This window comes from Hymenobacter sp. M1-2 (assembly GCF_057808495.1).
On record NZ_JBTYZO010000006.1, the window covers coordinates 63583 to 90069 of the forward strand.

Sequence of the window (26487 nt, forward strand, 5' to 3'; positions counted from 1 at the left end):
TTTTCTTCTCTTTGTTTCGTTTTTTTTTTTTTTTTTTTTTTTTTTGTTTTTTCCATTTTCCCCCCCCCCCCCCCCCCCCCCCCCCCCCCCCCCAACACTGCGTAACACTGCGAGAAAGTAGTCCTGCCTTGAGTGCGTAAGTCCTACTCCTATTACCAACTACTTGCTACCTTTAACGTGGCGCCGGCTGGTCCTTTTCTTTTCTGCGGCCCCGAAGCAGCGAAACGCCTCTTTCCCGCGTTAGTACTCAACCTATCTGGTCCGAAACCCTGGATTAAACTTGGTTGAGGTCCTTCGCAAGCGCAACATGATGAACCCTTTTGCCATGCTTTTCAAACGCTCTTCCCTCCTGCTGCTCTTGGCGTGGCTGCTGGCCCCGCTCGGGGCCTGGGCCAACCAGATCTTCATCCCGATGGACAACACCCAGAAGGAACACCTCAAGGCTTACGGTATCGCGTACTGGCTGCTCAGCAAGCAGGTAGAGGTGGAATGGCTGCTCAACTACCGGGGTGGCGCCTTTGCCTGCGAGGTGGCGCCGGGCGTGGAAAACGAGCTGGCCGTGCGGGGCGTCACCTACCAGGTGATTTCGGCGGCGCAGTACAACAGCATCCTCTCGGAAATAGCCGACCCCAACGCCAACATGGACGTGATGAAGCTGGAAAAGGTACCTAAAATCGCGGTGTACACGCCCAAAGGCAAGCAGCCCTGGGATGATGCCGTGACGATGGTGCTCAAGTACGCCGAAATTCCCTACGATGAGGTGTACGACGACGAGGTGCTCGACGGCAAGCTGCCCAAGTACGACTGGCTGCACCTGCACCACGAAGACTTCACGGGCCAAAACGGCAAGTTCTACGCCATGTACCGCGGCCGGCCCTGGTACCAGCAGCAGATCCGCGACGCTGAAGCCGCCGCCAAGCGGCACGGCTTCACCAAAACCTCCCAGATGAAGGCGGCCGTGGTAGTGAAGATGCAGGAGTTTATTGCGGGCGGCGGCTTCCAGTTTGCCATGTGCTCGGCCACCGACACCTACGACATCGCGCTGGCGGGCCTGGGCCTGGACATGGTGGAAAGCATGTACGACGGCGACCCCGCCGACCCGACTGCCCAGTCCAAGCTCAACTTCAACCGCACGCTGGCTTTCAAGGACTTCCGCATCGTGCGCGACCCGTACCAGTATGAGTTTTCCGACATCGACATGCAGCCCCAGGAGCGCGGCGTGTACGAAGACAACGACTATTTCCAGCTCTTCACCTTCTCGGCCAAGTACGACCCGGTGCCCACCATGCTCACCCAGGACCACGAGAAAACCATCAAAGGCTTCATGGGCCAGACCACGGCTTTCCGCAAGAGCCTCGTGAAGCAAGACGTGGTGGTGATGGGCGACAACAAGGCCTCGGGCGAAATTCGCTACATGCACGGCACGCTCGGCAAAGGCACCTGGACCTTCTACGGCGGCCACGACCCCGAAGACTACCAGCACATGGTAGAGGAAGAGCCCACCGACCTGGCCCTGCACCCCAACTCGCCCGGCTACCGCCTCATCCTCAACAACGTGCTCTTCCCCGCCGCCAAGAAGAAGAAGCAGAAGACCTGATGCGGGCTGAGTGGCTTTAGCAGCGATAGGTGCCCCAAAGAATATTTTTGTATATATGCCCTTAGTTTTAGCCTAAGAGCACTTTTTTTACTGACTCATTTTTCTATCTATGTATTACAGCCGTATTCCTTCTTCCAGAGGAGCACCTGAAGGCTCATCTCGTCGGTTGTTGGCTTTAAGCATGGGCCTGTTGAGTCTGACGCTAGTGACGGGTTGCACCCACCAGAGTTCTCCTTCAACGGCCAGCGCGGCACCGACCCGCTCCCTAGCCGACTACCAGGATACCGAGCTACGCTTTGATGAGCGGTATCTGGATTCCCTTTCATTGGGTCCGCCTTATAGTGCCCGCACTCAGCGTCAACTAGCCATCCTTAATCAGTTGAAGCGGCTGAGTATGGCAAAAATGCCGGATAACGATCCGGGACAAAACGATTCTGTCTATGAGCATGTAGGTGGAGGCCCGCTAGTAGGGTTTCCTAGTCAGGCTGCTCATCTGGCTGATATTTACCACAAGATTGATTCGCTTAAAGCTCTTGAGCACATTCCCATAACCCCTCATAAGTAATCCATTCACTAACCCATTTTTCCATGCGTTACAGTAATATTCATGCTTCCAGAGGAAGACCTGGAAGGGCAGCTTGTCAGGCGTGGGCCTTGGGCCTAGCGCTATTGGTTGGTTGCACCCACCAGAGTTCCCCTTCAACGGCCAGCGCGGCACCGACCCGCTCCCTAGCCGACTACCAGGATACCGAGCTACGCTTTGATGAGCGGTACCGGGATTCTATTTCATTGGGTCCGCCTTACAGTGCCCGCACGCTACGCCAAATGGCTATCGACTTTCAGCTTCGACGGCTGGAAATGTCTAAGCGCCCCATTCCCCATGACTCTAGTGCGCCCAATGACTCCGTATGGGATAACCAAGTTGGCGGAGGCCCGCTTGTGGGTTACGCCAATGATTCGGCCCAACTCGCCAACATTTACCACAAGATTGACTCGCTCAAAGCTCTTGAGCACATTCCCATAACTCCTCACAAGTAATCCATGCATCATGACCATTAAAACGCTCCCGTTCTTTGTGCCCGTTTGGAAGTCTGCGCAACACACTCACAAGCAGCAGATAACAATACCAAGCTTTGGGACTTATTTCGACGGACTGCGAGTGCCCGATTTACTGCTCACGGCACTCTACACCCCGGATCCTAAGACCGGCTACTTAGTTCAAAACGTCAACCTTATTTTTCAGACCGACGGCCCAAGCGACGGGCAACTCAATTTCATGCATGGATCGCTGAGCCAGAAGTATGTATTCTCAGTATACAAGTTTGATGTCAACATGGACATCTTATTTGGTGAGGGTGTTATACAGAAAGGCGCGGTCAAGATCAATGGCAACGTTGGCGCTGATGTTGAAAAAGTGGGAAAGGCTGGCGTAGACATTGGCGTTGAAGTAGGAGAAGAAGGCCCCGGCACCAAAACCGTCCTGCACGCGCGCATCGAGGGTATGCTCAGTGCCAAGGAAGGTAAGTTGGAGGCATGGGGACATATGGTAGGTGCTTCTAAATCGAACAGGTCTTATTAAATAGCCGGTAGCCTTACCCGAAACATGCCCGAAAAGCTCCGCTACTTTTAAGTAGTGGAGCTTTTTACTTAGTTATACTCGTTACGAAATGGTTTGCGAGAATCGCCCGCGTGTAGAGACGCGACCCTTCGCGTCTCGTCGTTGCAAGATAATCGGGCAGCCGGCGCGGACTAGCAGACGCGAAGGGTCGCGTCGCTACATGTTTCGCAAACCACTTTGCAACAGGTATAGTAGATGAACGCGAGTATTCTTACTATCTGAATTACCACGACTTGGCAAGTGAAGACTGCGCATTTTTTATCAGCGGCCCAGACTCAACCGCAGAAATTGCGTTAAGAAGGCCTCATCGTTTTCCTGACTATGAGCGCAGCTGAGCAACCCAATTTCGGTTTTAGTCCCCGCCCCAACGATGGGCAAGCCCTCAACCCCCTGCCGCGCGCCGTGCTGCGGACCAACAACTACCTGCTCCTTGACGGCCTTTGGCACTTTGCCATCGATGCCACCGACAGCGGCTTGCGGGAAGGCTGGCACCTGGGCCACAGCTACGAGCACACCGCCACCTGGCCCGGCTCCGTGGAAGACCACATGGCTGAGGCCAAGGGCCAGCAGCAGCCGACTCGCTGGCAAGACCAGGTAGTGGCGTGGTACGAACGGGATTTTCCGCTGCCCGTCCGCGCCGATGACAGCCTTTCTTCCTTGTTTCAGCTCACGTTTGGGGCTTGCGGCTACGAAACGCGTGTCTGGCTTAACGGCCACCCCTTGCGCACTATCGAGGGCGAGGACGTACACTACGGCGAGTACACGTCGTTTTCGTACGAGTTGAAGGAAGAGTACTTGCGGCCCATGAACCGCCTCACGGTACGCGTGGCCGATAACATGGACGCTGAAACGCCCCGTGGCAAGCAGGAGTCGCACGTGTACAAGCGCGGCGGCATTTGGTACCAGACCCAGACGGGAGCCGTGCGCAGCATCTGGCTGGAGACGGTGGAACGCAACCGCCTCCGTTCCCGCGTGGGCGTCGATAGCGTGATTGAAGACCAGATGGTGCGCTTCAACCTGACCACCCGCATTCAGGACCCCGGCTTCTATACCTTGCGTTTGCAGGTGTTCGAGAGCAATGGCTCCTCGGCCGGACCACTAGCTACTTCCGATTTTCCGTTGCGGCTGGAAGCTGGGCAACGGCAGCAGCGGGTGGTGATGGAGCTGGCGGGCGCCAAGCTGTGGGGCCCCGGCACGCCCAACCTCTACCGCCTCATTGCCCAGCTCATTGACGCGGAAGGCAACACCGCCGAAATCCAGACCCTGTTTGGCCTGCGCAAGATTGAGTCGCGCGGCACCTACGTATACGTCAACAACGAGCCCACCTACCTCGACGGTATTCTCTACCAGCCGGGCACGGCCACCTACGAGGAAATGCGCCGCCACATGCACGCCATGCAGGAACTAGGCTGCAACCTGGTGCGCGTGCACATTGCCGGCGTCGACCCACGCATCTACAACCTGGCCGATGAGCTAGGGCTGCTGCTATGGGTAGAAGTGCCCAGCCCGCACAGCTCTACGCCGCGCAGCCGCGAAAACCACCGCGCCGAGTTGCTGCGCATGCTGGCCCTGATTGAAAACCATCCGTCAGTCGTCATTTGGAGCCTATACAACGAAGACTGGGGCTGCCAGGACATTGCCACCAACCCTGAAACCCGCGCCTACATCACGGAGATGTACCACTACATGCTCATCAACCACCCGCAATTTCTGGTGGTGGATAACGACGGCTGGCGCCACATTTCCTCGGAAGGCCGCCTGAAATCAGACCTGCTCACGGCCCACATCTACACCCCCGACCTTACGCAATGGCGCGAGCTGCTCACGCGCCTCGTGCAGGGCGACATGAACGTGGCCGCCTTTCCGCTCGTAGTAGGCGACCCATTTTTCTACCGCCGCCAAAAGCCCTTGGTAGTGAGCGAATGGGGCGGTTTCGGCTTCGTAGATTACGGTGGCCCGCAGAGCGCAGAAGCCCGCACCGAGCAAATCCGGGCCTTCAAGCAAGAGTTGCGCCGCCAGCCCATCGCCGGCGACGTGTACACGCAGGCCACCAACATCGAGGACGAGCGTAACGGCATCATCGACCCGCACACCGGCGCGCTCGACGTACCGGCGGGCCTGCTCCGCTCCCGCAACCCAAGCAAAGCCGAGGAAGCAGCCTCTGAGTCATAAGACCAGCAGCACCAACCACAGTTACCAAGAAAAAGCCCGTCTGGAACTACACCGGGCGGGCTTTTTTGGGTGTCAGGGTAGCCGCTAAGGTCGTTGGAAGTAGCTGGAAAGCGGAGAGTGTCTGCTACTTCGCTAGGCGCACAATGCGGCGGGCCACTTCCGGTAAGTCGTCCGTTTTTTCTGGTTCCATGTCGAGGGTGAGCTGCACCACTACGGGCTGGCCCTTGGCGATGCCGTAGAAAATGAGCTGGTGGACTATGGCCGCATCGACAGTATAGTTGAGCAGGTAGCCTTTGGCGGGCATGTCGAGGATAAACCCTTCACACTCCTGCTGCTCCACCGGTTTGTGTTTTTTCTTTTCAACCTGTAGCATGTTCTCCACCACTGGCTTCAGGTCGCGGTAATTGAGGTAGAACCAGCTCAGCTGGTACTTGTCGCACTGAATCTCATACTTGGTGGCCAAAGTGCAGCCCTGGGGAACCGGAATATCAATGCCGCAGAAGTTGAACGTGGTTTCTGGGGGAGCTGGCGGAGCCGCTGTCGGCGGGGTCTCCGTCTGCGCAGAGGCCACGCCAGAAGCGAGCAGAAAGGCAATCAGCAATAGTCTCTTCATTGCATCGGGAAGGCAAAAACGGCCTAATATACTGGAGTGCCCCCAACCGGCAAATTTTAGGTGGTGCCGGCCTAAACACATTTACAAGGAACAACTGTATTGGCGGCTACGAGGGGCGCTTTCAGCTTTCAGGACTACTTGCTACAAGCGGATAATAACCGCCTCCAAGCCTCTTTTGAACGGCGAAAATTTTTCTAGCACATGTGGTATACCTGGCTGCCCTTCTGTATAATTTTTTTATTATATATAATTATGTTTGCAACACCTAGCCAGTCATTGGCCGCCGCGACCTTCATTCCTCTATGCTATGACCAACACGTACCCGCACGCCCTTTATTTAGGCTGCCAAATCCTGCTGGGCGGTTGCCTGGCCGGGTGCTGCCTGCTGCTCTCCGCTGCCCCAGTCCGGGCACAGTCCGTAGGCATCGGCACGACCAACCCGAATACCAAAGCAGCTCTCGACATCAGCAGCACCGATAAGGGTCTGCTCATCCCGCGCCTCGACTCGGCCCAGCGCGCCGGCATCGGCAGCCCGCCCGACGGGCTGATGGTGTTTCAGACCGACGGGCGCCGAGGCTTCTGGTACGCCGTGGGCGGCACCTGGGTGTTCATCCCCGACAAGGCCCGCTCGGGCGACAACCTGGGCAACCACACCGCCACCCAGCCCCTGCGCTTCACTACCACCGATGGCGACAAGGTACAACTCACCGCTGCTGGCCCTAACGGCTCCCAGCTCCGGCACGCCCCCAACTGGACGATGCAGTACGTCGCTGGCCCGAATACGGGAGCTACGGCGCAGGGTGCTCACCAGTTCCTGACCTACTTTCCTACCGGCGGCTACACCGAGCGCCTGCGCATTACGCCGAGCGGCAACGTAGGCGTGGGCATCAACACCCCCAGCCAGCGGCTGGAAATCAACGGTTCGGCCTACGTCAATGCTGAAAACAGCGGCTTTATCGCCGACCAAGGCGGGCAGCGCCGGGTGGGGCTGATGAAGTACGCCGGCCGGCCTGCCGGTCTGTGGCGGGCCGGCAACACCAGATTTGAAATCGGCCGGATCGGGGTCGGCGACCTAGCAGCCGTTACCGGCAGTAGCCAGTTCATAACTGACCTGTACGTGGACGGCAATGGCCGCGTGGGCGTGGGCACCACCTCGCCCCAGCAGCGCCTCGACGTGGACGGCAACGTGGTAGCCAACAACCTGATGCTGCGCAACTTCAGCAGTAATCAATCGACGCTGCTGGCCATCCGCGGCAGCGACGGCAGCATCGGCCAGCCCAGTACCTTTGATCTACAGACCACCGGCTCGGTGCCCAGCGGCGGCACTGCGGGCTGGATTGTGACCCACAACCTCGGCTTCAAGCCCATGGTGATGCTCTCCATGGAGCTGCTGACCGGCAATGTCCTCAACAGCGTCACGTACTTCTACCGACATGTCAACAACAACCAACTTGAAGTGTACGCCTACAGCCTGGGCTCGTCGGGGCCGGTGGAGTTTGTGATTCACGGGGTGATTATTCGCTGAGCCGGCCAGCCCCCAGAGCTGCCACGAGCCAAACGGAAAGCAGGGTCCCGGCAGGCACGAAGAGCAGCGAAAAGTAGCGCGTCAAATCTCCACTCTCTACTCCAGTTAGTGCATTCGGTCGTCGCGCACCGGCAGGTTGGTCACGATGTCACCTTCTATTTTGAGTAGCTCTTGCAGGCGTGTATCCACTTCCTTGGGGTCGCAATATTCTTTGGCCAGCTCCACGTAGCTCACGAAGTGCCCCGCTTCCGACACCATCAGTTCGTAGTAGAATTTGCTCAGCTCGGGGTCGGGAATGTGCTTCCAGAGCAACTTGAACCGCTCGCAGCTGCGGGCCTCAATAAGCGCCGAAACCAGTAGCTGATCAAGGAGTTGCCGCTCGCGGGGGCCGCCTTTGCGCACGTGCGCCAGCAGTTGTACCACGTACTCGTCGCGGCGGGGCCGGCCGAGCTGATAGCCCCGTTTGCGCAGCTCGATCAGCACCCGCTCGAAGTGGCTCCACTCTTCGGCCACAAGGTCCGTGAGCTCGTCCACGAGGCGGGTTTTCTCGGGATAATGAATGATCATGCTGATGCCGGTGCTGGCCGCTTTCTGCTCGCACCAAGCATGATCGACGAGAATATCCTCGATGTTCTTGCTGGCAATATCCACCCAGCGCGGGTCGGTATTAAGCTTAAGCTTGAGAATGGTTTTTTCCTTTTCCAATGGGTTGAATGGTTTAATTGTTCAATGGTTAAATGGTTGGTCGTTCTGGCGGCTCGTTGAACAGTCAACCATGTAACCATTAAGCAATGCAGCCATTCAACCATTAAACCATTCAACTCAATCAAAAAATTGCCAGCGAATACCGATCTGAAACCGCCGGGGCAGGCCCGTGTAGTAAGGCGTGGTGAAGTAACCGTCGCGCCCTAGTCCCTGGTTCACGTAGGCCACTTTCAGGAACACGGCCACGGTCCGGATATCGCCGGTCACGAAAACATCGGCCACCGCGAAGTTGGCGGCTTTGAAATGGTTCTGGACAAAGAACTGCTGCGTACTGGGGCTATAATCGTACGGCCGCCAAGAGGATTGGTAGTACACTTCCGCACCCACTTGCCCAAACAGCGCCTTCTTGAAGAGGTAGCCCTGGTAGTAGACTTTGCTGTCGGTGAGCAGCGCCGGAATACGCACGGCTTCGTCGTCACCGCCGCTGGTGGCGTGGGCCTGATTGTCCACGAAGAAGCTACCGACGTTGAAACGGTGGCGCAGCGAAGCCGTCAGTAAACGGCGGTCTGAGCCAGATTGCGTGGGCACGCCTACCTCATCGTAATACACGAGGTCCGTGATATTGATGATAGCCGCCGAGGCTTCCACGCGCTGTCGGCCCAGCGTTTGGTCAACGCGCACAGTGAGCTGGTTGATTTTGGTGTTGCGGAAATTGTTGTTCCACACGTAATGGTTGCCAACGAATTGCTGCTGCGTGAGCGTGGGCGAGTAGCTGGTGCTCAGCAGCTCGCCCGTCAGGGGCCCGAGCTTGGCCGCGCCGCGCAGCCAATATTCATCTGCCACCTTCAATTCCCCGGCCGTTTCAATGGCGAATATCTTGTAGCGGAATGCGGCCGACCCGCCCAGGAAAATCTGGTCAACGCCAGTAAAGCGTCGACCGGTGGTGTCTCGCGTTATGCCGGGGTCACCCACGAGAATGCGGTTGGTGAGCGAAAGATTACGCTGCCGGGCGTAGAGCCGGTATTCCACGACTTCGGTACGCCCTAATACGCCCACAGTATTTTCCACTTGCTGCGTCTGCGCGCGGTCGTCGGTAGCGGTGCGGCTCAGCCGGGCCTGCGGGTAGTAGCTTAGGGCGTTGGTTGTAGTATTAATGGGCAGCCTGGTATCCTGGAAGCGGTTCCATTGCCGGCGCCAATCCACGATATGAAAGGCCGTCAGGCCGCGATTAAGCAGGCGGTAGGTCTGCACCAAGCGTAGACCGTCACGGTGCTCGGTATTGATTGCCGTCAGCAAGCGGGGGCGCTCCTCGCCGTAGTCAAAAAATTGGGCGAGGGTAGTGTCGCGTACGGGTGTGGTCTGCGGCTGGATACCGCCTTGCTCCACGGCGCGGTGGCGTACGTTGTTGTAGTTGAACAGGGCGTGGTAACGCTCATCAGTGCTCTGAAACCGGGCAAAAAACAGAATATTGCTGTGCTCTACCAGCGACTCCCGCGGGTTATTGGTGTATACTTTGTTGGCTGCAAACCGTTCGTAGGCCAAACCCACGCTGGCGTTTTTGTTGATGCTGCGCGTGTAGGAAAGCTCAAACACCTGCTCACCGTTGCCACCCTGAATAAAGCGAAAAAACGTGTACGGCGACTTGGAATCGTAGTACGGAATGGCGGATGGGTCGCGGGCGTAACGGTCGAAGACGTTGCGGCCGAGGCGGGCGCCTAGCTCCGTGTTGGTGCGCCACAACAGCGGCCGGGCAGCCGTGCCCACATGGCCCAGGTCCTGGTAGAAGGTGCTGTCGTGGTACCAGTTGCGGGCCGAGGGAAAGTTGGTGAGCGTCGTATCGATGATGCGGCCCTCGGTTTGGTCGCGCAGCACATCGGCCTCGCGGAGCAGACGCGTGGTGCGGGCTCCGTAGAGCACCTTGGTGGAATCGTCGAGGACCTGCGCCTGCCCGCCTGCCGCGCCCGCCAGCAACAGAAATACCAGTAGCAGCCCGCGCCAACCGGGGCTTATTTGGAAAACACGAGTCACCTGCCGCGGCAGGCTAAGTATACACGACGAAGGCAACGACAAGTCAGACAACAGCTTGGGGCTGAAAGGCGGCCGGGAGCAGCTGGCGCAGGCGCTCGGCCCCATCGGCCAGAAACTCCACGGTGATAGGAATATAGAAAACGGAAAGACGAGCTATTTCCGTATGCAGCGCGGGCGCCAGCAGCCGGGTGGCATCTTTCTGGGTCGTAAAAATACACTGTCCGGGTCCGCAATGCGCAGCCACGGCCGCAATTTCAGTTGCCGTGAAGGCATGATGGTCGGCAAAGGCAGCGTGATGCACGATGCGAAAGCCGGCTCCCACGAGGTAGTCGCGCAAGGGCCCCGGCTGGGCAATGCCCGTCAGGAGCACAACTTCCGGGCCACACACGGCAGCTGTAGCCGCGCTACCAGCCAGCGGCACGGGTGCCCCGTAGGCGTACGTGGAAAACAACACGGGCACGCCCGGCCGGGCGTAGCGCCAGATCTGCCGCTGGATTTCCTGCTGCCGCTCCACCGTCAGTCCGGCGTCGCACTTCGTCACGACGACGACATCGGCGCGGCGCGCCCCACTCCTACTTTCGCGCAGGCGGCCGGCGGGCAGCACGTAGTCCTGGTAGAATGGGCGGTGCTGTTCGGTGAGTAGGACGCTGAAATCGGGCTGCACGCGGCGGTGCTGGTAGGCATCATCGAGCACCACGGCACTGAGGTCCGGCTCGGCGCGCAGCAACTGCCGCAAGCCAGCTTGGCGGTCCTCGCACACCGCTACAGGCACTTGGCCCCTGAAATCCTGGTAGTGCTGCAACGGTTCATCGCCGAGTGTGGCGGCCGACTCTTGCGGGCCACCGAGCCGGAAGCCACGGGTACGGCGGCCATAGCCGCGGCTGAGAATGGCGGGGCGCTGCCCTTGCCGTTGCAGCTCGCGCACCAGCCAGGCCACGTGCGGCGTTTTGCCGGTCCCGCCCACCCGCAGATTGCCCACGCTCAGCACGGGCACCACACCAAACCGGCTCGATGCTTTCAGGCCAGTTTGATAGAGCCAATTGCGCACAGCCATCACGCCGGCGTAAAGCCAGCTGAAGGGCAGCAGCAGTAGGGTAAGTAGCGAAGGCATGGATGCACGGCAACTAAGGCAGCGCAAAAGTAGCTGGTTGCAACAGCTAACGCAGTAGAACCCGACGGATTCCACGCTTGATTCGACTGTAAAAGCGGATCTTTAGGCGCCAAAGGCTGTCATCTTCTTATACTCTTTCGCTACAGCAGTAGTCCAGACAGCCGAAGCATCGCGTTGCATGAACATCTATCATTTTCTAAAAAGAGGAGAATATCACCTAGATTTTTGCGAGGATTTTAGCTTGGTGCAAGAAGTAGACGAGCATAAGCTTCTCTGTGCCGTGATGGATGGCTGTACCATGGGCCAGGAAAGCCACTTCGCCGCTATCCTGCTGGCAAAAGTGCTGCGCAAAGTATTGAAGGAGCGTCAGTACCAGAAGTTTTACAACGAATTAGCCGCCAACCAGCCCCTCCCGCAAGAATTTCGTGAAATTATAGCGGCGGTTTTCAAGGAGCTTGTTCAGTTAAAAAACCAACTGCTGCTCGACACGTCCGAATTGCTCACTACGCTGGTGGTGCTGTTTCTGGATACCAACACTCGCGAAGCCATGCTGCTTGCTGTTGGGGATGCAACGGCGGCTATCAACGGCCAACTCATTCGCTTCGAGCAGGACAACCGGCCCGATTATATTGGCTATCATTTTGGTGAATTCTTCGAGGATTGGTATGCCCAACAACGGCAGCTATTGCACCTAACCGCCTGTACCGACATCAGCATTGCCACCGATGGCATAGACAGTTTTCAAACTACTATGGATAAGGAGGAATTGCCCGATGTTCCAGCTTATCTGCTCCTGGATCGTAAGCTCACGGAGCGGAGTGAAATGCTGAATATCAAAGTAAAGCAGCTTGAAAACAGCTTCGCTTTGCGCCCAACTGACGATGTTGCTATCATTCGGGTAGTACTAGAGTAAGCAGATGGCCTGTTGTCCGCTTGAGCCGAGGTTTGCGTTAGCAAGGCCTGACAACAGTCACTGACCTTTATCTGCGCCTATGCCCGCCTTCGCCGCTTCGCTCCTGCGCTTCCTCACCACCTTCCCAGCTCCTCCCGCCCTACCCGACGAAGTGCAGGCGCTCAACCCACACCAAGATCCGGCCATAGCGCCCCTGCTGACGCAATTCGTGCAGAAATTCTACACTGATGACCGGCCCCGCGTGGCACTGCTGGGCATCAATCCGGGGCGTTTTGGTGCGGGCCGCACGGGCGTTGCCTTCACCGACCCGGGCACCTTGGCGGAGGTCTGCGGCATTGCGAACGAGCAGCCGCGGCAGCCGGAGCTGAGCAGCCAATTCGTGTACCGCGTGGTGGCGGAAATAGGTGGGCCGGAGGCGTTCTACCAGCATTTTTACCTTGGCTCGCTCTACCCGCTGGTGCTGTTGCGCCACGGCAAAAACTACAATTACTACGACTCGCCAGCTCTACAAAAGGCGCTGGAGCCAGATATTCGCGTCTCTTTGCAGCGCCAAGTGGCCGAGCTAGGCCTGGCCCGCCACGCCGCCGTGTGTCTGGGCCGCCGGAACGGGCTGCTGCTCGAAAAGCTGAACGCGGAGCTAAGCCTGTTCAACCAAATCTACATCCTCGACCACCCGCGCTACCTCATGCAATACCGCCGCCGGGAGCTCACAGAACACGTGGCGCGCTACGCAGAAACGCTTTTCCAATTGGGAATGAGGAATGACGAATGAAGAATTGAGGCCGTTACCGCAACTTGCGCCACTAGTTCATCCAGTCCGCCCACCTTGCGGCTCCACCGGGCAAAACCGACAGTAGCTCACTCGCGCCGCTGCCCAATTCTTCATTTTTGATTCTCAATTTTTAATTCACCCAGAATGCCCACAGTTCAGGATCTTGCCCGCATGCTGGAGGCCGCCGCGCCCCTTGCCTACCAGGAATCGTATGATAATGCGGGCTTGCAATGTGGCAATCCGCAGCAGGAAGTTACGGGGGTGCTTATTGCGCTGGACTGCACGCCGGCCGTAGTGGAGGAAGCTATTCGGCGCGGCTGCAACGTGGTAGTGGCGCACCATCCGCTCATTTTCCGGCCCCTCAAGCGCCTTACCGGAGCCAATGAAGTGGAGCAGACGCTGCTCAAAGCCATCAAAAACGACGTGGCGCTGTACGCCGCCCACACCAACCTCGACAACGTGCGCCACGGCGTGAACCGCAAGCTGGCGGAAAAGCTCGGCTTGCAAAATTTGCGCATCCTCGACCCGAAGTCGGGCACGCTGGCCAAGCTCATCATCTACGTGCCGGCAACGCACACCGAGACCGTGCTGCAAGCCCTCTACGCCACTGGGGCGGGCCAGGTGGGCGACTACTCGGAGTGCAGCTTCCGCACCGACGGTACTGGCACTTTCACGCCTGGCGCCGGCACCAAGCCGTTTCAAGGCCAGCCCAACCAGCCCGAAACCACCCCGGAGCAGCGCGTAGAGGTGTTGCTGCCACTGCACTTGCAGCGCGCGGCGCTGCGGGCCTTGCGCCAAGCGCACCCCTACGAGGAAGTGGCCTACGAAATCATTCGACTGGAAAATGAGCACCAGGATGTAGGCTCCGGCATGGTGGGAGAGCTACCCGAGGCGCTAAGTCCGCGAGAGTTTCGGCAGCAGCTGAAAGCCGCCCTGAACGTGCCCGTCATTAAGCACACGGACTTTGATAAACCCATCAAGAAAGTGGCTTTGTGCGGCGGGGCGGGCAGTTTTCTGATTGGCAAAGCCCGCGCCGCCGGGGCCGATGCCTACGTGACCGGCGACCTGAAATACCACGAGTATTTTGGGGCCGAAGGGCAATTGCTGCTCTGCGATGTGGGCCATTTTGAGAGCGAGCAATTCACGGGGGAAATCTTCCGGGATTTGCTTGCCGAAAACTTTGGAAGTACTTTTGCGCTCTTCATTGCCGAGACCTACACCAACCCCGTCCGATATGACTGCTAAGACCGTCGCCACTGCCCCGGCCGATGCCCCCGTTGCCAGCAAGCTGGAAGCCCTGCTCAACCTGCAACGCATTGACTCGCAGCTCGACGAAATCCGGCGCGTGCGCGGCGACCTGCCCGAAGAAGTGCGCGACCTGGAAGATGAAATTGCCGGCTACGAGGTGCGCGTGAGCAAATTCGATGAGGAAATTGCCGGCCTCAACGAGCAAATCAAACAGCGCAAGCAAAACGCCAAAGACGCCGATGGCCTCATCAAACGCTATGAGGACCAGCAGCAGAACGTGCGCAACAACCGCGAGTACGAAGCCATTTCCAAGGAAATCGAGCTACAAAAGCTGGAAATCCAGATTTCGGAAAAGAAAATCAAGGAGGCGCAGTACCAGATTGACCTGAAAATCTCCGAAATCGGCGGTACAAAGCAGCGGCTGGAAGAGCGTAAGAAAGACCTTGACAACAAGAAAGGCGAGCTTAACGTCATCGTGGGCGAGAGCGAAGCCGACGAGAAGAAGCTGCTGGATGAGCGCTCAACGGCTATCGAGCCCATCGAAGAGCGCCTGTACACGGCCTACACCCGCATCCGCGGCAACGTGCGCAACGGCCTGGCCGTCGTGACGGTGAAGCGCGACGCGTGCGGCGGCTGCTTCAACACGGTGCCCCCGCAGCGCCAAGCTGACATCATTGCCCACAAGAAAATCATCGTGTGCGAGCACTGCGGCCGTGTGCTGGCCGACGTGGAAGCGCGCATCGCGTAGGCTTCGTTAGGGATTGTAATAGTGAAAGGAGCGGCCTTGGTCGTTCCTTTTTCTTTGTTCAAATGTCGTTTCGCGCAGAGGTAGGCCGAGGATTTCGCAGCAGGACGCGGAGGCTGCTCCTGCTGACGCTCGCCTCTGCGTTCCTCAGCAAAGCCTTCTGCGCTCCTCTGCGGGAACCTCGCCAGCCCGAAGCGGCTGCACAACCCGCCCTCACCGCCCAACAAGCCCGTGCCTACGCGGAAGTGCTGAAAATGCGGCCGAGCATAGTTCGGGACCTGCTACAAGACACCTCCCCAACCGCCGCCGGCACGGTGCTGGTGCAGGACTGCCTTGGCATCACGGAACTGCTGGTGAGCCAAGACGCAGCGCACTACGCGGCAACGGTAGACGCGCAAAACGAGCGTCTGGCACTTCTGGAAAAAAGCTCTGAACGAGGCGCTTTGCGCGACTACGCGCGCGCTGAAATCCGGCTGCACCAAGCGGCGGCGCAGGTGGCTTTCGGCCACGAGGTGCAGGGGGCGTGGAGTCTGCGGCAGGCGTACCAGCAGATGCAGGCGGTGGTGAAACGCTACCCGGCGTATTTGCCCGCGCGCAAAACACTGGGACTGGTGCAGTTTTTCATTGGCTCCCTGCCGGAAGGCTACCGGTGGTTTCTGAAGCTGCTCGGGCTAGCTGGCAGCGTAGAAAACGGTCTGAGCAACCTGCGCGCAGCGGCCCGCCAGCCCAACGATTTCCAGTCGGAAGCCCGCATTCTGCTGTCGCTGGTGGAAGAAACCTATTACAAGAAGCCCGAAGAAGCCTTGCAGCTCATCACCCAGCTGCAACAACAACAGCCCGACAACCTGCTCTACAGCTACCTACTCATCAGCCTCAACAAAAAGCAGCACCGCACCGAAGCCGCCCTCGCCGCCTATCGTGCCCGCCCGGCTGGCCCCGGCTACCTCGCTCTGCCCTACCTGCGCCACATGGCCGCCGACTTGCTGCTCTATCAAGGCAACTACGCGGCTTCGCGCCGTGAGAACGAGCAGTTTCTGCGGGAGTTTCGGGGCCAGCACTACCGCAAGGACGCCTATTTCAAGCTCTACCTCGCCGCCTGGCTGGGGAACGACGACGCAGCGGCTGAGCGGTACCGGCGCCAGATCGATGCTGGGGGCCGCACCGTGGTGGAAGAAGACACCTACGCCCAGCGCTTCTTCGACGACAAAGAGCCGCTCAACCGTCTGCTCACCCGCGCCCGTCTGCAAATCGACGGCGGCTACTACCGTGAGGCCCTCACCACCCTCGACGCCTTCCAGAGCACGCCCAGCACACCCTTGCACGACCAATTAGAAGAGCCATACCGGCGCGCCCGCGCCTGGCACCTGCTCGGACGCCCCGATTCGGCCCGGCTGTTTTATGCCCGCACCATCGCGCGGGCTGGCAATGCACCTTATTATTTCGCGCCCCAAGCCGCCTTGCAGCTCGGCTATCTCTACCAGGCCGAAGACCAGCGCAATACGGCCAAAGTCTACTTTCAGAAGGCGCTCAGCTATCCCAAACACGAATACAAGAACAGCACCGATACCAAAGCCAAGTTGGCGCTGAAAGAGTTGCCGTAGCTGTACTTCGGTGTTTCTGCTCCCTGCAACGGCCTAATCTGTGTAGCAGCCTAGTTTGAGGAGCATATTTGAGCCCCAGCGGGGCGGCATATCGGTAGTAACCCTGCTTATATACCGTTCAAAAGCCCCGGCGGGGCGGCGCAAACGGTCCAACGATTTTGTGTCGCCCCGATGGGGCTTTATTTACCGTTACGCTCTTGTCTTCTACTGATATGTGTCTTCTACCGATATGCCGCCCCTCCGGGGCTTGGTTAAGTCGTGGGCTTTGGTTTGCTAAGCTCTGGCCACGGTTTGAGCCGCTCAGCGGCAAGACCCTAGGTCAGCCAACCGAATCAGTTCCTATACTGACATTCCGGGACAAGGCCCAACAACCAGGCAACTGCCGGCTGCCTCCACCCTCCTTATCTTCGTTTCGTGCTTACTGCTCCCCTTGCTGACCTTCCCGCCGACTTTCCGGCCCGCGCCCTGCGGTGGGCCGCGCAGTTCGCGCACTGTGCCTACTTCGAACATAATGACCTGCTGACTTATCCCCAGGGCCCGTTCGACCGGATGCTGGGCGTCGCGCCAACCGCGCCAGATGCGCCGCGCACCCTGGCGGAGCTACGCGCTTGGCTGCGGCAGTCGTTGGGCTCCATGCCTCGGTTGGGCTTTCTGACTTATGAGATCAAGGATGAAATAGAGCAGTTGCAGAGCGCCAACTTTTCGGGGCTGGAGTGGCCCCGGCTGCACTTCTTCTGCCCGCAAACCTGGCTGTACTGGCGCAGCAACGTGGTGGAGATTCACGGCCACACCGACGGCGTGCTAAGCGCCATTCTGGCTACGCCGGTGCCGCAACTGCCCCCGCCAACCGTGCCAGTGCTGCGCCCCCGCATGCCCAAAACCGACTACCTGCAAGCCGTGGATGCCATTCGGGAAGACATTCTCAACGGCGAAGTGTACGAGCTCAATCTCTGCCAGGAATTCTACGCCCAAGACGTGCAGCTCGACCCGGTGGACGTATTTCTACGCCTGAACGCGGCCTCCCCGGCACCGTTTGCCGGCTTCTTTCGCCATGAGCACCACTACCTGCTCTGCGCCTCGCCGGAACGGTTTCTGGCCCGCAGTGGCCCACTCCTGCTTTCCCAGCCCATCAAAGGCACCATCCGGCGTGGCGCCACGCCCACCGAAGACGAGCAGCAGCGCCTCACCCTACTCCACGACGAAAAAGAGCGGGCCGAGAATCTGATGATAGTGGATCTGGTGCGCAACGACCTCGCCCGCGTGGCTGAAACCGGCACCGTACGCGTGCCCGAGTTATTCGGGCTGTATTCATTCCGCCACGTCTGGCAGATGATTTCCACCGTGGTGGCCGCGCCGCGCGCTGGGGTGGACTTGGTAGATGCCCTGCGCGCTACCTTCCCGATGGGCTCCATGACCGGCGCGCCTAAAATCCGGGCCATGCAGCTCATCGAACACTACGAGCAAAGCCGCCGCGGCCTCTATAGCGGCAGCATCGGCTATGTGTGGCCCACTGGCGAGTTCGATTTCAACGTCGTGATTCGCAGCCTGCAATACCGCACCGATACCGGCTACCTCAGCTTCCAGGTCGGCTCCGCCATCACCTACGATTCCGTGCCGGAGCGCGAGTATGAGGAGTGCTTGCTCAAAGCCAAGGCGCTACTGGAAGTGCTGGGCGTGACGAGCCTGTGAAAGCCAGGCTAGTGAGTGGTCCAACTGTCATCCTGAGCGCAGCAAAGGGCCTTGTGCCACGTCGCTAACACAAGGCTGTACAGAAGTATATCAATCGGCTCTGGTTATAGAAATAGTAGCTGTTTCGCGGATTTTGGTTTCCCAAACGGTTATGGAGAACCTGCTCTATTTGCCCACTGCACAGATGTAATAAGGTCCTTCCTTCGTCAGGATGACAGAGCAAGTCAACCTACTCTTCTCCCTTCTTTCATTACTACCCAAGCCGCTCCTGAAACGCCTTTAGGAACTGGCCCACGTGGTAGCCATCGGCTAGCCCGTGGTGCACGTTCACGGCCACCGACATCAGCGTATCAGTGCCTTCCTGGTAGGTTTGGCCGAAGGAAATCTTGGGCGAGCTGTCGGGGTGTTGAAAGCTGCGCGCGTGCGTGAGGCCAGTGAAACGCACCCACGGAATGGCCGAGTAGTGAATCACGTCGGGGCGGGCGGTGGTTTCGCTCAGGCGCAAACCCGAACTGTTGCGCACGGCCTCGACTTCAACTAAGGCAGCCCGCACGAAGTCGGCTAGCTCATCCTGCTGCTCGATGAAGGAGAAACCGAAGGTGCGGTCGTCGCGGCCGATGGTGGCCGAGGCGTGGATACGGTCGTAGCAGTACACCTGGCCGTCTTCGATGCGGTAGCGAAACTCCAGCACCTCGTGCGCGGCCTGCAACGAATGGTAGAGATAGTAGAGGAAAAAGGAGACGCCGAGTCGCTTCGCTTCGGCCTGGGCCCGCGTGCAGTCTACGGTGGCTACCAGCCCAAAGAAAGGCTCATCAAAGGCTGAGAAGAAGGTGAAATGCTCGCGGCGGTTCCAGCTGGCGAGGTCGATAAGCTGTTTCATGGTCGGCAAGTTCGATAACTTCGCCGGCTCTCGCCGCTTCAGCCACCTTTTTTCGCCTCATTTTATGTCTTCTTCTCCCGCGCTTATCGCCTTCGACGCCGACGACACGCTGTGGCCCAACCAGCCCCATTTCGATGAAGTAGAAGCCCGCCTCTTCACCATTCTGGCCCGTTGCGGCGACCCGACGCACATTGGCAAGGAACTCTACGACGTGCAGCGCCGCAACATGAAACTGTTCGGCTACGGCGCCAAGTCGTTTATGCTCTCCATGATAGAAACGGCCATTCAGCTCACCAACGGCGCCGTAACCGGCCATGAAATTCAGCAGATCCTCGACATGGGCAAGGAGCTGCTGCGCTTTCCCATTGAGCCGCTGCCCGGCGTGGTAGACGTACTTACGGAGCTGAAGCAGCGCGGCCACCGCCTCATGGTGCTCACCAAAGGCGACTTATTCGACCAGGAAAGCAAGCTGGCCCGCTCCGGCCTAGGCGATTTCTTCGACCACGTCGAAATTGTCAGTGAGAAGGACGAGGCTACTTACCGCCGCCTGCTGGCCCGCTACAGCGCATCTGCCGAGACGTTCGTCATGATTGGCAACTCGCTCAAGTCGGATATTCTGCCGGTGGCGCGGCTGGGCTTTCGGGCCGTGCACGTGCCCTATCATGCAAATTGGATACACGAGCAGATAGCCGCTGAGGAGTTGGCGGGCCTCGAGTTTCACCAAGTCGGCTCTGTGCGTGAAGTCCTGGACTATTTGGCTTAGGAGCTAAGTCTAGAACTAATTCCCCTCCTTTTTTAAGGAGGGGCCAGGGGTGGTTGACCGGCGTTGAACGGTTATTAGCGCGAGTTTTGGGTGGCGGTACGGGGTGTAGCGCGAAGCTCCCGCTTCGCGCATCGTTGCTGACATTGAACGACCGGAACCGCGCCGTAACAACGCTTGTCGTTCAACGATGCGCGAAGCGGGAGCTTCGCGCTACACCTAATACACCAACCTGGGAACTGCTATAGATGTAACACTAAAAACTGTTCTACGATTATCAACCACCCCTAGCCCCTCCTTAAAATAAGGAGGGGAACTAGCTGCTAGTTTTCTAAGATTTTGCAGCTCTGCCATTCTGTCATTTTCGGGCTGAAAATCCTACCTTTGCCGCTCTCTGAAACGTGAAGCTGATGCCTGCCGCAGGCTTTTCCCATGTCCCAACCGCTGATTACGCTAGATTTTCTCGATAACCCGACCCTGCCCACGCCCGCCGTGGATGCCACCACGCACGAGCATGAGCCATCTGGCCAAGTGCGCGTCAGCGCAGCCACGCGCACGGGCCGCACGCGCAAGCTCTACATCGAGAGCTACGGCTGCCAGATGAATTTCTCCGACTCCGAAATCGTGTCCAGCATCCTGTTTGAGCAGGGTTTTGATTCGACGGACCAACTAGATGGCGCCGACCTGGTGCTGCTCAATACCTGCTCCATTCGGGAGAAGGCCGAGCAAACCGTGCGGATGCGTCTCAAGCAGATCAACGGCCACAAAAAGCGCAACCCCGGCCTGCTGGTGGGCGTGCTAGGCTGCATGGCCGAGCGCCTGAAAAGCAAGTTCCTAGAGGAAGAAAAGCTCGTGGACCTCGTGGTAGGCCCCGATGCTTACCGCGACTTGCCCCAGCTCATTCAGCAAGTCGATGGCGGCCAGAAGGCCGTGAACGTCCTGCTGAGCCGCGAAGAAACCTACGCCGATATCACGCCGGTACGCCTGAATTCCAACGGCGTGTCGGCCTTTATCAGCATCATGCGCGGCTGCGACAATATGTGCTCCTTCTGCGTGGTGCCCTTCACCCGCGGCCGGGAGCGGAGCCGAGATGCGCATAGCATCGTACAGGAAGCCAAAGACTTGGTGGCGCAAGGCTACAAGGAAGTGACGCTGCTCGGCCAGAACGTGGACTCCTACAAATGGGCCAGCGAAGACAGCGCCGAGCAGGTCAACTTCGCGCAGCTGCTAGAGCGCGTAGCCCTCATCAGTCCCGAGCTGCGCGTGCGTTTCTCTACCTCCCACCCCAAGGACATCACCGACGAGGTGCTGCACACGATGGCCCGGTACGAGAACATCTGCAAGTACATTCACTTGCCGGCCCAGAGCGGTAATTCGCGCATTCTCAAGCTTATGAACCGCACCTACGACCGGCCCTGGTACGAGGAGCGTATCCAAGCCGTCCGCCGCATCCTCGGCGACGACTGCGCCATCAGCACCGACATGATTTCTGGCTTCTGCTCGGAAACCGAAGAAGAGCACCAGGACACGCTGAGCCTCATGGAGCTAGTGCAGTACGACATGGCCTACATGTTCTTCTACTCGGAGCGCCCTGGCACGCTGGCCGCCCGCAAGCTGGCAGACGACGTGCCGCTGGAAGTGAAAAAGCGCCGCCTAGCCGAAGTCATTGCCCTGCAACAGCACCACAGCCGACAACGCAACCTGCGCGGCGTGGGCAAAGTGCATAAGGTGCTGGTAGAGAACTTCTCCAAGCGCAGCCAGGAGCACCTCAGCGGCCGCAACAGCCAAAACCAGGTCGTCATCTTCCCCAAAAAGCACTACCAAAAAGGCGACTACGTAAACGTACTAGTCCACGAATCGACAACGAACACGCTGCTGGGGGAAGCAGTGTAGGGTTGCAGCAGGTTTCTACCTTATCACGACAGGGTGCATGAGCAAACTGGAAAAATTCGTTGCGAGCCTGTTAAGTGGCCAGAGTGATAAAACGCTCGATTTTACTGCTTTGTGCGGACTGCTTTTGAAGCTAGGATTTTCTCAACGGATTAAGGGCAGTTACCACATTTTTGCCAAGAAAGGAGTTGAAGAGATTATCAACCTGCTGCTGGAGGCACAGCGAAGCCCTATCAGGTGAAGCAGGTACGGGAGTTGTTGCAGAAATATGAATTCACTCTAGTTCCAGCGCCGAGCCTGCGCGTCATCACTCAGACACTACCCACTACTATCATTCCTTTTAAACGCAAGAAATAACATGGATGCCGCTCAGCACTACGCCGTTGTCATCTCCTGGAGCGAAGATGACCAAGCTTTTTTAGCCGAGGTGCCTGACCTGCCCGGCTGCATTGCCGATGGACCGACGCAGGCAGAGGCTTTAGCCAATGCGGCCGTCATTATAGAAGAATGGCTAGAAACCGCCCGTGAGTTAAACCGTCCCATCCCTGCACCGCGGCCGCGCTTGCGCTACGCATAAAATATCCCTTATCTCCTACCGTCTATCGAACAACGAAAACCAAAAACCAAAAACCAGACTTGACACCATCAGAGATTCAAAGTATCAAGCAGCGCTTCGGCATCATCGGCAACGCACCTTCGCTGAACTATGCCATTCAGGTGGCGGCGCAGGTGGCCCCGACGGACATGACGGTGCTGATAACGGGCGAGAGCGGCTCCGGTAAGGAGTCGTTTTCCAAAATTATTCACGCCCTGTCGCCGCGCAAACACGGGCAGTTTATTGCCATCAACTGCGGCGCCATCCCAGAGGGCACTATCGACTCGGAACTGTTCGGGCACGAGAAAGGCTCGTTTACGGGGGCGCAGGAAGCGCGCAAGGGTTACTTCGAAGTCACCAGTGGCGGTACTATCTTCCTCGACGAAATTGGGGAAATGCCGCTCGGCACGCAGGCGCGTCTGCTGCGCGTGCTGGAAAACGGCGAATTTATTCGGGTGGGTTCTTCTAAGGTGCAGAAGACCGACGTGCGGGTGGTAGCGGCTACCAACGTGAATCTGCTGGACGCCGTGCGCGAAGGTCGCTTCCGCGAAGATCTGTATTACCGCCTCAACACGGTGCCTATTACGGTTCCACCATTGCGTGAGCGGGGCGATGATATCTATCTTCTGTTCAGAAAGTTTACCACCGATTTCGCTGACCGTTACCGGGTGAAACCCATCGTGCTGACGCCCGACGCGGTGCAGGAGTTGCAGCGGTTCCGCTTCCCCGGCAACATCCGCCAACTCAAGAATGTGGCCGAGCAAATGTCGGTGCTGGAGACGGAACGCGAGGTGGATATTCGGCGGCTGCGCCAGTACCTGCCGGTGGAGCAAGCCAGCCAGCTGCCCATGCTACTGAACGCCGCCGGCCCCGACGCAGCTGGCAACGGGTACTCGGAGCGCGACCTGCTCTACAAGGTGCTTTTTGACATGCGCCGCGACATGACCGACCTCAAGAAGCTGGTGCTAGAAATGGCCGCCGGCCAGCGCCCGCAGGAAACCCAGGAGTTGCTGCGCCAGAACAGCCACCTCTTCAACAACCTCGCCCCCGCTTCCTACGACGCCAACCGCCCCCTGCGCCCAGCCGCGCCCGATGGTGGTTCGGCGGAATATATTCTCAACCCCGCGCCCCTCGAAGATACTGCCGACTACGAAGAGGACGTTCAGCGCGTGGAAGACATTCCGCACGAGACTGAGGAAGAAACCCTCTCCCTGGAAGCCAAAGAGAAAGAGATGATTCTGAAGGCGCTGAAAAAGCACCACAACAAACGCAAATACGCGGCCCACGACCTCGGCATTTCCGAGCGCACGCTCTACCGCAAACTAAAGCAGTATGATCTTGAACAAGCATAAGGAAAATAATAGGGTCGGCTATTGGGTGGTTGCCTTGCTGTTGCTGTTTGGACTGCACGGCTGCAAGGTGTACTCTTTCACCGGCACCAACATCGACCCAGAAGTCAAAACCTTTTCCATCGCCAACTTCCAGAATACAGCCAGCAACGGCCCCGCCTCGCTGGCGCAACGCTTTACAGAGGATATTAAGGACTATTTTCAGCGCAACACGCAGCTTCGGCTCGTGCCCCGCGATGGCGACTTACAGTTTGAAGGCGCCATTACGGCTTTCGACTACGCTCCGGCGGCTATTCAGAACCAGAATGGCATAGATCAGGCTGGTGTAAACCGCCTTACCGTGCAAGTGCGCGTGAAATACACGAACACCAAAGACCCCAAGCAGGACTTCGAGCAGACTTTCCAGCAGCCCGAAGACTTCCCGGCTAACGTCGATATCAACACCATCAACAACGACCCCACGGCCGTCCGCAACACCACGCAGAAAATTATTACCGACGTGTTTAATAAGTCGGTGGCGAACTGGTGAGCAGAGGCTGAACCGTTGGGATGCTAGGTGCGGACTACTGACTCGCGGACCTGTGTCGGCGCAGTATTGATTTTGCCTCATTTTCTGGGCGAGCTGGGCAATGGAATGGGTTTCCTGGTTAAATTGGTGCACCTTTGCCGTCCGCGTTTTTGCAACCCGGGCTTTTTGCTTGATGCTTTGCTTCTACAAAAGCTACTGGCACCTGGCAACAGTTCATCAGCAAACCAGCACCTCACCTAACCAGCACACCCCTCATGACTCGCGCGTCGCTATTATATATCCTGGACCACGTGAGCGGAATTTCGGAAGCCGAAATTCGGGAGCTGGAACAGTTGGCGACGGCCTTTCCTTACTGCCAGACGGCCCATATCCTGCTGGCCAAAGCCGCCCACGACCGGAGCAGCATGCTCGCCAGCCAACGCCTGCGCCGGGCGGCCACTTATGCCGCCGACCGCCAATTGCTGCGCCAGTTGCTGGAGCAGCCGGCCCAGGAACACGCGCTACTTTCGGCGCCCACTCCCCAGCAACTGCTTGATTCAACCGCTAAAGAGCCGGAGGTAGTGGTGCTTGGTCGGGCCGGCACGGCCGCTTTTTACCAAACATTTGGTACGGAAGATGTGCAGCCGCTGGAAACCAGCACTCCAGAACCAGCCTTCACGGAACAAGTAGAGGCAGAGCCCACGCCAGAAGTAGCAGTGCATACTGAAGTTGCTGCCGAAACGGACTTGGAGCCTGCAAAACCAGATGCCACGGCGGAGGCACCAGCAACGTTTTCGCCCGAGGAAGCACTACCTAGCGCTTTCACCGTGGAGCCGGAAGTTGCCAGCCATACGGAACCTGTTGTGGCCGTAATGGAGGATGAAGAAGCGGTGGCAGTTGCTCCTACGGACATTGAAGTAACTGAAAGCGCCGCCGAAACACCTTCGAATTCCGCAGCAGATGCGGATACGAGCCTGCCAGAGCCGTCAGAGGAAGAAGAATCCGTTGCGACAGCCGGACCAGTAGTAGCGCTGGCAGACATTGATTTCGATACCACTGAACCTGATGAGCAGCTGCCGGCGGTGGCTCCGCCTATTCGGCCGCCTGCCGAAGCCGGAATTTCCCGCTTCGAGTTTGGGTTGGGCACGCCAGCAACCCCGCGGCTGACGTCTCTCTACCAGTTGCCTGGTGTAGAAGACGACCTAGACGACGTGGCAACAGTTGCGCCGGACACTATGCCGCCCTTCCGCGGCGATGCTGAGTTGGCGTACGCGCTGCTTGGCGGTGGCAGCCGGCTAGGGTATGCGTTGCAGATGCAGGATGGTGAACTAACCTCGGCACTGCCCGTGGATGAGTTTTTCCCGCCCGATGCGTTGCTGCAAGCCTACGCGGCCGAACACCGGCCCGTCGCGGTTCCAGCTCCTTCTTCACTCGACCTGATTAATCGTTTCCTCAAAAACCAGCCGCGGCTCAAGTCGCCGGCCGTGCGGCTTTCGCTGGCCGAGGAGCAAACCGATTTATCGGTGCGCAGCACGAGCGTAAAGCCCGATCTAGCCTCCGAAAGCCTAGCCAAAATCATGATTCGGCAGGGCAAAGTGGACAAGGCCATCGAAATATATGAGCGGCTTATGGTGCGCCAGCCGGAAAAAAGCGCGTACTTTGCCGATCAAATTCAACAACTGCAAAACCCGGAGTAGATGTACCTTGCGCTCATTATTGTAATTCTTTTTGTGTGTTTGTTGCTGGCCCTCGTGGTGCTGGCGCAAAACCCCAAAGGTGGCGGGCTGTCGAGCCAGTTCGGTGCGGGCGGCGCGGCCAACCTAATGGGCGTAAAGCGCACCGGCGACTTGCTGGAGCGCCTGACCTGGGGTTTCGCCATCGGCCTGATGGTACTTACGCTGGGCACGCACGTTCTGCGTAGCACTACGAATGGGGGCCCTGCCCGTAGCGTAAACCAGCAGAAAGCCTTGGAAACCCGCCTGCCCTCCACCCCGGCTCCCGGCGCGGTACCTCCCGGTGCTACTCCCGCCGCTCCTGGTGGCGCAACGGCCCCCGCTCAGCAGCCCGCGCAAGCTCCTGCCCAGACTCCGGCACCGAGCAAATAGTCTCTTCGGTTTCCCGATTTTCAACGGCGGCTTCCTCTCACGGGGAGCCGCCGTTTTTCTTGT

General features: G+C 58.4%; 24 protein-coding genes. 19 read left to right on the forward strand and 5 right to left on the reverse strand.

The window, feature by feature from the left end; translation table 11 throughout:
* Window positions 1–307 precede the first annotated feature (307 nt).
* From ACYSMN_RS07530 to ACYSMN_RS07545, 4 genes are all read left to right on the forward strand, one after another.
* Window positions 308–1597 carry an asparagine synthetase B gene (locus tag ACYSMN_RS07530; protein ID WP_488923244.1) on the forward strand — a complete coding sequence of 430 codons (1290 nt, stop codon included), beginning with the start codon at window positions 308–310 and terminating at the stop codon, window positions 1595–1597.
* Window positions 1598–1706: 109 nt separating this feature from the next.
* Window positions 1707–2162 carry a hypothetical protein gene (locus ACYSMN_RS07535; protein ID WP_488923245.1) on the forward strand — a complete coding sequence of 152 codons (456 nt, stop codon included), beginning with the start codon at window positions 1707–1709 and terminating at the stop codon, window positions 2160–2162.
* A gap of 483 nt (window positions 2163–2645) precedes the next feature.
* Complete coding sequence (locus tag ACYSMN_RS07540) at window positions 2646–3176, forward strand: hypothetical protein (RefSeq protein ID WP_488923246.1); 531 nt, start codon at window positions 2646–2648, stop codon at window positions 3174–3176.
* Window positions 3177–3536: 360 nt separating this feature from the next.
* Window positions 3537–5387 carry a glycoside hydrolase family 2 protein gene (locus ACYSMN_RS07545; protein WP_488923247.1) on the forward strand — a complete coding sequence of 617 codons (1851 nt, stop codon included), beginning with the start codon at window positions 3537–3539 and terminating at the stop codon, window positions 5385–5387.
* Between the two features lie 124 nt (window positions 5388–5511).
* On the opposite strand, the gene ACYSMN_RS07550 is transcribed toward ACYSMN_RS07545, so the two are convergent.
* A complete protein-coding gene (locus ACYSMN_RS07550) occupies window positions 5512–6000 on the reverse strand; it encodes a hypothetical protein (protein ID WP_488923248.1) in 489 nt (162 codons plus the stop codon).
* A 307-nt stretch (window positions 6001–6307) separates the two neighbouring features.
* Between ACYSMN_RS07550 and ACYSMN_RS07555 the strand changes: the two genes are divergently transcribed.
* Window positions 6308–7525 carry a hypothetical protein gene (locus tag ACYSMN_RS07555; protein ID WP_488923249.1) on the forward strand — a complete coding sequence of 406 codons (1218 nt, stop codon included), beginning with the start codon at window positions 6308–6310 and terminating at the stop codon, window positions 7523–7525.
* Between the two features lie 105 nt (window positions 7526–7630).
* On the opposite strand, the gene ACYSMN_RS07560 is transcribed toward ACYSMN_RS07555, so the two are convergent.
* From ACYSMN_RS07560 to lpxK, 3 genes are all read right to left on the reverse strand, one after another.
* A complete protein-coding gene (locus tag ACYSMN_RS07560; protein WP_488923250.1) occupies window positions 7631–8230 on the reverse strand; it encodes a MiaE family protein in 600 nt (199 codons plus the stop codon).
* 117 nt (window positions 8231–8347) lie between these two features.
* On the reverse strand, window positions 8348–10258 hold the full coding sequence (locus ACYSMN_RS07565; protein WP_488923251.1) for a putative porin: 1911 nt from the start codon (window positions 10256–10258) through the stop codon (window positions 8348–8350).
* A gap of 43 nt (window positions 10259–10301) precedes the next feature.
* Window positions 10302–11369, reverse strand: coding sequence for a tetraacyldisaccharide 4'-kinase (gene lpxK, locus ACYSMN_RS07570; RefSeq protein WP_488923252.1), 1068 nt, complete (start codon window positions 11367–11369; stop codon window positions 10302–10304).
* A gap of 178 nt (window positions 11370–11547) precedes the next feature.
* On the opposite strand from lpxK, the gene ACYSMN_RS07575 reads away from it, so the two are divergent.
* The 6 genes from ACYSMN_RS07575 (at window position 11548) to ACYSMN_RS07600 (ending at window position 18337) form a co-directional block, all read left to right on the forward strand.
* Window positions 11548–12282: a protein phosphatase 2C domain-containing protein gene (locus ACYSMN_RS07575; RefSeq protein ID WP_488923253.1), complete on the forward strand. Its 735-nt coding sequence runs from the start codon at window positions 11548–11550 to the stop codon at window positions 12280–12282.
* Between the two features lie 79 nt (window positions 12283–12361).
* On the forward strand, window positions 12362–13054 hold the full coding sequence (locus ACYSMN_RS07580) for a uracil-DNA glycosylase family protein (protein ID WP_488923254.1): 693 nt from the start codon (window positions 12362–12364) through the stop codon (window positions 13052–13054).
* Window positions 13055–13198: 144 nt separating this feature from the next.
* A complete protein-coding gene (locus ACYSMN_RS07585; protein ID WP_488923255.1) occupies window positions 13199–14299 on the forward strand; it encodes a Nif3-like dinuclear metal center hexameric protein in 1101 nt (366 codons plus the stop codon).
* The gene (locus ACYSMN_RS07590) at window positions 14289–15050 is read left to right on the forward strand and encodes a zinc ribbon domain-containing protein (RefSeq protein ID WP_488923256.1); all 762 of its coding nucleotides are present in this window, start codon (window positions 14289–14291) and stop codon (window positions 15048–15050) included. Before ACYSMN_RS07585 ends, ACYSMN_RS07590 begins: the two co-directional genes overlap by 11 nt.
* A gap of 62 nt (window positions 15051–15112) precedes the next feature.
* A complete protein-coding gene (locus tag ACYSMN_RS07595; RefSeq protein ID WP_488923257.1) occupies window positions 15113–16648 on the forward strand; it encodes a tetratricopeptide repeat protein in 1536 nt (511 codons plus the stop codon).
* 414 nt (window positions 16649–17062) lie between these two features.
* Window positions 17063–18337 carry an anthranilate synthase component I family protein gene (locus ACYSMN_RS07600; RefSeq protein WP_488923258.1) on the forward strand — a complete coding sequence of 425 codons (1275 nt, stop codon included), beginning with the start codon at window positions 17063–17065 and terminating at the stop codon, window positions 18335–18337.
* 253 nt (window positions 18338–18590) lie between these two features.
* On the opposite strand, the gene ACYSMN_RS07605 is transcribed toward ACYSMN_RS07600, so the two are convergent.
* Complete coding sequence (locus ACYSMN_RS07605) at window positions 18591–19217, reverse strand: CatA-like O-acetyltransferase (RefSeq protein WP_488923259.1); 627 nt, start codon at window positions 19215–19217, stop codon at window positions 18591–18593.
* Window positions 19218–19281: 64 nt separating this feature from the next.
* Between ACYSMN_RS07605 and ACYSMN_RS07610 the strand changes: the two genes are divergently transcribed.
* From ACYSMN_RS07610 to secG, 8 genes are all read left to right on the forward strand, one after another.
* Complete coding sequence (locus ACYSMN_RS07610) at window positions 19282–19980, forward strand: HAD family hydrolase (RefSeq protein ID WP_488923260.1); 699 nt, start codon at window positions 19282–19284, stop codon at window positions 19978–19980.
* 429 nt (window positions 19981–20409) lie between these two features.
* Entirely contained in the window at window positions 20410–21870 is a 1461-nt protein-coding gene (miaB, locus tag ACYSMN_RS07615; protein ID WP_488923261.1) for a tRNA (N6-isopentenyl adenosine(37)-C2)-methylthiotransferase MiaB, read from the forward strand.
* A 37-nt stretch (window positions 21871–21907) separates the two neighbouring features.
* Window positions 21908–22108: a hypothetical protein gene (locus tag ACYSMN_RS07620; RefSeq protein ID WP_488923262.1), complete on the forward strand. Its 201-nt coding sequence runs from the start codon at window positions 21908–21910 to the stop codon at window positions 22106–22108.
* Window positions 22109–22225: 117 nt separating this feature from the next.
* On the forward strand, window positions 22226–22444 hold the full coding sequence (locus ACYSMN_RS07625) for a type II toxin-antitoxin system HicB family antitoxin (RefSeq protein ID WP_488923263.1): 219 nt from the start codon (window positions 22226–22228) through the stop codon (window positions 22442–22444).
* 59 nt (window positions 22445–22503) lie between these two features.
* Entirely contained in the window at window positions 22504–23814 is a 1311-nt protein-coding gene (locus tag ACYSMN_RS07630) for a sigma-54 interaction domain-containing protein (protein ID WP_488923264.1), read from the forward strand.
* Window positions 23801–24340, forward strand: coding sequence for an LptE family protein (locus ACYSMN_RS07635; protein ID WP_488923265.1), 540 nt, complete (start codon window positions 23801–23803; stop codon window positions 24338–24340). The genes ACYSMN_RS07630 and ACYSMN_RS07635 overlap by 14 nt, the downstream gene beginning before the upstream one ends.
* Before the next feature lie 254 nt (window positions 24341–24594).
* Entirely contained in the window at window positions 24595–26016 is a 1422-nt protein-coding gene (locus ACYSMN_RS07640) for a DUF8458 domain-containing protein (protein WP_488923266.1), read from the forward strand.
* Window positions 26017–26424, forward strand: a complete 408-nt coding sequence (gene secG / locus ACYSMN_RS07645) for a preprotein translocase subunit SecG (RefSeq protein ID WP_488923267.1) — start codon at window positions 26017–26019, stop codon at window positions 26422–26424.
* Window positions 26425–26487: the final 63 nt, after the last annotated feature.

What these genes read in the sequence shown, in the direction of transcription:
- ACYSMN_RS07605 (WP_488923259.1), bottom strand. Translation starts at nt 19,217, where the DNA reads ATGAAACAGCTTATCGACCTCGCCAGCTGGAACCGCCGCGAGCATTTC.
- ACYSMN_RS07610 (WP_488923260.1), top strand. Translation starts at nt 19,282, where the DNA reads ATGTCTTCTTCTCCCGCGCTTATCGCCTTCGACGCCGACGACACGCTG.
- secG (WP_488923267.1), top strand. Translation starts at nt 26,017, where the DNA reads ATGTACCTTGCGCTCATTATTGTAATTCTTTTTGTGTGTTTGTTGCTG.
- ACYSMN_RS07545 (WP_488923247.1), top strand. Translation starts at nt 3,537, where the DNA reads ATGAGCGCAGCTGAGCAACCCAATTTCGGTTTTAGTCCCCGCCCCAAC.
- ACYSMN_RS07575 (WP_488923253.1), top strand. Translation starts at nt 11,548, where the DNA reads ATGAACATCTATCATTTTCTAAAAAGAGGAGAATATCACCTAGATTTT.
- ACYSMN_RS07590 (WP_488923256.1), top strand. Translation starts at nt 14,289, where the DNA reads ATGACTGCTAAGACCGTCGCCACTGCCCCGGCCGATGCCCCCGTTGCC.
- ACYSMN_RS07640 (WP_488923266.1), top strand. Translation starts at nt 24,595, where the DNA reads ATGACTCGCGCGTCGCTATTATATATCCTGGACCACGTGAGCGGAATT.
- ACYSMN_RS07580 (WP_488923254.1), top strand. Translation starts at nt 12,362, where the DNA reads ATGCCCGCCTTCGCCGCTTCGCTCCTGCGCTTCCTCACCACCTTCCCA.
- ACYSMN_RS07530 (WP_488923244.1), top strand. Translation starts at nt 308, where the DNA reads ATGATGAACCCTTTTGCCATGCTTTTCAAACGCTCTTCCCTCCTGCTG.
- ACYSMN_RS07535 (WP_488923245.1), top strand. Translation starts at nt 1,707, where the DNA reads ATGTATTACAGCCGTATTCCTTCTTCCAGAGGAGCACCTGAAGGCTCA.
- ACYSMN_RS07595 (WP_488923257.1), top strand. Translation starts at nt 15,113, where the DNA reads ATGTCGTTTCGCGCAGAGGTAGGCCGAGGATTTCGCAGCAGGACGCGG.
- lpxK (WP_488923252.1), bottom strand. Translation starts at nt 11,369, where the DNA reads ATGCCTTCGCTACTTACCCTACTGCTGCTGCCCTTCAGCTGGCTTTAC.
- miaB (WP_488923261.1), top strand. Translation starts at nt 20,410, where the DNA reads ATGTCCCAACCGCTGATTACGCTAGATTTTCTCGATAACCCGACCCTG.
- ACYSMN_RS07625 (WP_488923263.1), top strand. Translation starts at nt 22,226, where the DNA reads ATGGATGCCGCTCAGCACTACGCCGTTGTCATCTCCTGGAGCGAAGAT.
- ACYSMN_RS07555 (WP_488923249.1), top strand. Translation starts at nt 6,308, where the DNA reads ATGACCAACACGTACCCGCACGCCCTTTATTTAGGCTGCCAAATCCTG.
- ACYSMN_RS07550 (WP_488923248.1), bottom strand. Translation starts at nt 6,000, where the DNA reads ATGAAGAGACTATTGCTGATTGCCTTTCTGCTCGCTTCTGGCGTGGCC.
- ACYSMN_RS07620 (WP_488923262.1), top strand. Translation starts at nt 21,908, where the DNA reads ATGAGCAAACTGGAAAAATTCGTTGCGAGCCTGTTAAGTGGCCAGAGT.
- ACYSMN_RS07585 (WP_488923255.1), top strand. Translation starts at nt 13,199, where the DNA reads ATGCCCACAGTTCAGGATCTTGCCCGCATGCTGGAGGCCGCCGCGCCC.
- ACYSMN_RS07540 (WP_488923246.1), top strand. Translation starts at nt 2,646, where the DNA reads ATGACCATTAAAACGCTCCCGTTCTTTGTGCCCGTTTGGAAGTCTGCG.